Source organism: Streptomyces sp. AB3(2024), assembly GCF_041862025.1.
Classification (GTDB): Bacteria; Actinomycetota; Actinomycetes; order Streptomycetales; family Streptomycetaceae; genus Streptomyces.
Map to the genome: position 1 here is coordinate 1 of NZ_JBGWAB010000253.1, position 4,937 is coordinate 4,937.

5 protein-coding genes and 2 pseudogenes are annotated in these 4,937 nt (G+C 73.3%); 6 read left to right on the top strand and 1 reads right to left on the bottom strand.

All coding sequences use genetic code 11. From position 1 onward, the window contains the following. Window positions 1-264 precede the first annotated feature (264 nt). From ACEPPI_RS39800 to ACEPPI_RS39810, 3 genes are read left to right on the top strand one after another with little or no spacing between them, the layout of a single operon-like run. Window positions 265-669: a roadblock/LC7 domain-containing protein gene (locus ACEPPI_RS39800; protein ID WP_373920132.1), complete on the top strand. Its 405-nt coding sequence runs from the start codon at window positions 265-267 to the stop codon at window positions 667-669. Further along, window positions 669-1,040 (top strand): DUF742 domain-containing protein, encoded by a 372-nt coding sequence (locus ACEPPI_RS39805; RefSeq protein WP_373920133.1) that lies wholly within the window; start codon window positions 669-671, stop codon window positions 1,038-1,040. The genes ACEPPI_RS39800 and ACEPPI_RS39805 overlap by 1 nt, the downstream gene beginning before the upstream one ends. Beyond that, window positions 1,027-1,626, top strand: a complete 600-nt coding sequence (locus ACEPPI_RS39810; RefSeq protein WP_373920134.1) for an ATP/GTP-binding protein — start codon at window positions 1,027-1,029, stop codon at window positions 1,624-1,626. Before ACEPPI_RS39805 ends, ACEPPI_RS39810 begins: the two co-directional genes overlap by 14 nt. A gap of 122 nt (window positions 1,627-1,748) precedes the next feature. On the opposite strand, the pseudogene ACEPPI_RS39815 reads toward ACEPPI_RS39810, so the two are convergent. Beyond that, window positions 1,749-1,859 (bottom strand): annotated as a pseudogene (locus tag ACEPPI_RS39815) (IS5/IS1182 family transposase); the annotation flags it as partial. Between ACEPPI_RS39815 and ACEPPI_RS39820 the strand changes: the two are divergent. From ACEPPI_RS39820 to ACEPPI_RS39830, 3 genes and pseudogenes are all read left to right on the top strand, one after another. Next, entirely contained in the window at window positions 1,852-2,103 is a 252-nt protein-coding gene (locus ACEPPI_RS39820) for a hypothetical protein (protein ID WP_373920136.1), read from the top strand. The pseudogene ACEPPI_RS39815 and the gene ACEPPI_RS39820 overlap by 8 nt on opposite strands. A 780-nt stretch (window positions 2,104-2,883) precedes the next feature. After that, on the top strand, window positions 2,884-4,410 hold the full coding sequence (locus tag ACEPPI_RS39825) for an FAD-binding oxidoreductase (RefSeq protein ID WP_373920135.1): 1,527 nt from the start codon (window positions 2,884-2,886) through the stop codon (window positions 4,408-4,410). 208 nt (window positions 4,411-4,618) lie between these two features. Continuing rightward, window positions 4,619-4,937, top strand: a pseudogene (locus ACEPPI_RS39830) (hypothetical protein); the annotation flags it as partial.

Consider the following 4,937-nt stretch of genomic DNA (forward strand, 5'->3'; position numbering starts at 1 on the left):
GGCGCCCGCACCCCGCCCCGCCCCCGGACCGGTCACGACCGGGCGGCCGCTGCCCGTCCGCTCCGGGGGCGCCCCCCCCCCCCCGCGGCCCGCCCAGCCCCAGCGCGTCCCCCAGACCCATCTCACCCGGCAGCTCCGCGGCCCCCGCGCACCGGAGCCGGACACCGGCCCGGACACGGCGACACCCGAAGAGGTCGCCGACGCCTGGGCGGACTACGAAGAGGGGACCAAGAAAGTGGAAGCAGAGCTCCGAGCGGAACGGCCATGACGATGACAGCCAGCGAAATGATCTACGGCATCCTGGACAACAACCTGAGCCGGATCGCCGGCATCGAGGGAGCCGTGCTCCTGTCCAACGACGGCATCAAGCTCAGCGCCTACCTGCTGGAGCGGGACCAGGCGGAGCGCATCGCTGCCGCCGCCTCCGGCATCGCCGCCACCATGAAGGCGATATCGAGGGAGATCGACGGCGGCCGGGTCATCCGCCAACTCGTGGAGATGGACGACCGCTACCTCTGCGTCGTCGGCTGCGGAGAGGGCAGCACGCTCATCGTGGTGACCAACCGCAAGGCACGCCTCGGAGAGCTGGGCGGCGAGGCCGTACGGACCGCCCAGGCACTCGGCGAGTGGCTGGGAACCCCCGAGCGCACCTCCACACCGACGCCGTAATGCCCGACGAGCCGCAGCGCAGGAGCCCGCGCAGGACACGGCTGTACGCGCTGACCGACGGCCGCACGGCCGCCGCTCCGCAGACCGCCCTCACCATGGACACCACCATCACGGCCGCGGTCGCCGCGGACGACGCCCACACCGGGCTGGCCACCGAATGGCGGGCCGTCCTCGCCATGTGCGCACCGCCGGGCGGGATGGCGGTCGCCGAGATCGCCGCCCGCATGCACATGCGCCTCACCCCGATGACGCTGCTGCTGGGCGAACTCGCGGACCGCGGGCTGATCCACCATCGGCCGCCCCTCGACGGCGCCGAGACCACCAATGTCCACCTGCTCATGAAAATCAGGGACAACCTTGCCCGGATATGACACTCCCGACGCTTTCGCCGCCGGGGGAGCGTCCCCCGTCAAGATCCTCGTCGCCGGTGGATTCGGGGTCGGCAAGACGACCCTGGTCGAGTCGGTCTCCGAGATCGAGCCGCTGCGCACCGAGGAGCGCCTGACGAGCGCGGGGATCGGCGTCGACGACCTGGACGGCATCGAGTCCAAGACCCTGACCACGGTCGCGATGGACTTCGGCCGGATCACTCTGGCCGACGCCGGGGTGGTCCTCTACCTGTTCGGAACGCCCGGCCAGGAGCGGTTCTGGTTCATGTGGGACGACTTGCTGAACGGGGCCCTGGGGGCGCTCGTGCTGGTCGACACCCGGCGCCTGGACCGGGGCTTCCCGGCGATCGACTTCTTCGAGAGCCGCGGGCTGCCGTTCGTGGTCGGCGCGAACTGCTTCCACGGCGAACAGCCCTACACCGCCGAGGAGATCGCCGCCGCGCTGCGCCTGGGGAACCCCGCCACGCCCGTGCTGCTGCTGGACGCCCGCTCCCGGGAGGACGCGCGCGGCAGCCTGCTGGCCCTGCTCGACGTGGTCATCGCCCAGGCCTCGGCGCCGGCCCTCTGACGGGGCCCGCGACAATCGTTGGTGCCGGGCCCGACGGCGCCTTTAGGTTGGCGTCGCGACCGCGCCCGCGATGCGCCCGGCTGCGGCTACTTCCTCAGGCTCTGCCATGCCGTTTCGCCCTGGTGTTCTGCCGGCTCGGCCCCTTTTGAGGCGGGTGCCGGCGGCGGGTCGGAGCGGGCGCCGGCCGCGTGCTGATGCGCCCGCACGATCGTGGAGTCGACGGAGATGTCCCAGTCGGGCGAGCACCACGCCTGGCGCGAGCAGCGACGCCGCCAGTCCTCCGCGCGGATCTGCGTGGAGCACACCAACGCCGAGTACAAGCAGTGGCGGCCCCTGCAGCGGTTCACCGGCCGCCGCGAGACCTACGCCGAGACCCACCTCGCGATCGCCACCCCGGTCTCTGACCGCTCCGCCCGGCGGACAACCCGCCGCAAGGCGAGCACGGAACTCGTGCTCGCCCGTCAGGCCGCCTGCTGATCACCCACCAGCCAACCCGCCAGGCCAGCCCGCCCCGAACTCAATCGCTCCCAAGGTTGTTACCGCGCCGGCACAGGAAACAGCGCGGCAGCTGCTCGCCTCGCCGGCTTGAGAACATGCGGCGGGCAGGCATCGAGCCGCCTGCCCCACGACTCATGGACTTGCACTCCGAGCCATCGAGCTGCTCCGGCTCATCCAGGATCGCAATCCTTGTCTACCCCCCACAACTGCGACCTCCCGAGGCTCTGTCGTGATGACCCCCGTCCAGGTCCCCGGAGGATGGCTCTCACGTTCTGCCGAAAGGGCATGGAGAGCGATTCCTCGCCGGGACACCTGCAGATCAGGGCGACTCACACCAATCCATGTGACTACTGGTCGGTAAGGTCAGCGAAGGGTCAGCATTCGCCCTAGCACCCAGTCACAGCCTGATCCACATGAGGCTCATCGGAAGATCCACAAGCACCTTCAGGAGAGGTGGTGGCGGTCGGACAATCCGGGAAGCGGAACCGATTACTCCCCATGAAGGTCAGCTCACCCTCGACCTCATAATCCCAGGCCAACAGGCCATCACCCCTACATTTCCGACAAGTTGGGAATGACTTCGGAGCCACCTGCGGAGGGCCACCTCGGCCGTCGACGTTGCCGCACCAAGCCACGGCACTCGCCTCCCTCGCAGGCACGCGATAGCCTCGTGGCACCGCCTGGTCCAATTGGCTGACAACACGATTTCGGCGGGCCCGCCTTCGCCCCGATCGGGCCGGGCAGTGGGAGGAAGGAGGAATGAGCCTCCCTCGCCGCCGGGTCCTCGCGGGCACCGCCGCCGCCGTCCTGGCCTCCGTGGGCGCGGCCGCCCGTTCCCCGCGGGGCAGCGCCGACTTCGGGGCGCTCGCCCGCGCGCTGGACGGGCGGGTGGTCCTGCCCGGCGGTGCGGACTACGCCGAGGCCCGACAGCTGTTCCAGCCCCGCTTCGACTCCGTCTCCCCCGCGGCCGTCGCCTACCCGGCGCACGCCGGGGACGTGGCCGTCTGCCTGGACTTCGCCCGCCGCTCGGGCGCCCCGGTCGTGCCGCGCGGCGGCGGCCACAGCTATGGGGGCTGGTCCACCGTGGCCGCCGGTCTGGTGGTCGACGTGGGGGCAATGGCCGGTGTGACGGTCGAAGGGGGCGAGGTACGGGTCGGCGCGGGCGCCCGGCTCGCCGGTCTGCACGCGGCCCTCGCGGCGGACGGCCTGGGCGTCCCGGCCGGGCTGTGCCCCTCCGTCGGCATCGCGGGGCTCGCCCTCGGCGGTGGCCTGGGCCTCTCCTCCCGGGCCTACGGAGCCACCTGCGACCGGCTCTCCGGCGCCCGGGTGGTCACCCCGGACGGGGTGGTGCGGGAGGTGGGGCCGGGCGGGGACCCCGATCTGTACTGGGCGCTACGCGGGGGCGGCGGCGGCAACTTCGGGGTGGTCACCGAGTTCCGGCTGCGCACCCATCCGGTCACCGATGCCGCCTTCGCCGAGCTGCACTGGGCGGACACCGACTCCCCGGCGGTGCTGCGCGGCTGGCAGCGCTGGCTGGGCGGGCTGCCGGACCCGTTCTGGAGCCAGGTGGAGTTCACGGTGGAGTCGGGGACCGGGGCCGCCGCGGTGCCCGCCGTCCGGGTCGTGTGCCTCGACGGGCGCGGGGAGCTGGAGCGGGAACTGACGCGGCTCACCGACCTGGTGGGGCGAGGACCCCGGGACAGCTGGACCGTCGTACGGAGCTACGCGGACACCGTACGGGCCATGGCGGGCTGCGCCGATCCGGCCCCCGACCGGTGCCGGCTCCCGGGCCGGCTGCCCGGCCGGGACCCGCAGGGGCGCCTCGGGCGGGACTCGTACGCCGCCCGCTCCGACTTCTGGGGCCCATCCGGGCTGGCTGAGCCCGCGGTCACGGCGGTGCTGGCGGCCGTCCGGCGGTACGCGGGGCGGGCGCCGCGCGGCGGGCTCGGGGTCGTCCAGTTCGACGGGGTGTGCGGCGGGGCACTGAACCGGGTCGCCGCCGCCGACACCGCCTTCGTCCACCGCGGCAGCGCCTTCCTGGCCCAGTACCTCGTCTACTGGCCGCAGTCCGCTCCGGCCGCCGAGGTGGCCCGCCACCGGGCCTGGCTGGACGGGCTCTGGCAGGACCTGCGCCCGTGGGCCGGCGGCGCCGCCTACCAGAACTACGCCGACCCGAAGCTCACCGGCTGGCGCGAGGCCTACTACGGCTCCAACCTCCCCCGGCTGGAGGAGGTCCGACGGGCCTACGACCCCGACCGGCTGTTCCGATTTCCGCAGGCCGTCTAGTGCTGTGGTCGAAGAGGCTTGCCGGGTTGCGGCGTCCGGTGCGGTGCGGTGCGGCACGGGGCGGGAGGACCTCGGCTCGTACCGGACGCACTCGCGCGGTCCGACAACACGGTGCGGTGCCGCTGCGGGCGCCGCGCCCCGGTGAACCCGGCCGGTCACAGCACCAGGTCATCCGGGCCGTCCCGGCCCATACCCTCAGGAGCGAGACATGCGACGTACGTTGACGCTGGCGGCGGCTACGGCCGCCGCCGCACTGCTGTTGCCCGGCGGGCCGCTGCCCGTCGCGGAGACGGGCAGCGCGCAGGCCGCCCAGAGCCGTTGGACCGCGCGCGAGGCCGCCGCGTTCTGGACACCGGAACGGATGGCCGCGGCCCTGCCGGTTCCGGACCCCGTCCCGGTACCCGTCGCCGACGGCGTTCCGGCACCTGTTCCCGATCCCCCGTCGGCCGCTCCCGCGAAGGGCGGCGGCGCGGCCGACGGCCCCGCGGCGGCCGGGCCGCTTCCGGGCGCTCCGGCGGCGGGCGAGA

Bases quoted from the DNA above. Each gene is read 5' to 3' on its own strand.
- ACEPPI_RS39800 (WP_373920132.1), top strand. From the start codon at position 265: ATGACGATGACAGCCAGCGAAATGATCTACGGCATCCTGGACAACAAC.
- ACEPPI_RS39805 (WP_373920133.1), top strand. From the start codon at position 669: ATGCCCGACGAGCCGCAGCGCAGGAGCCCGCGCAGGACACGGCTGTAC.
- ACEPPI_RS39820 (WP_373920136.1), top strand. From the start codon at position 1,852: ATGTCCCAGTCGGGCGAGCACCACGCCTGGCGCGAGCAGCGACGCCGC.
- ACEPPI_RS39825 (WP_373920135.1), top strand. From the start codon at position 2,884: ATGAGCCTCCCTCGCCGCCGGGTCCTCGCGGGCACCGCCGCCGCCGTC.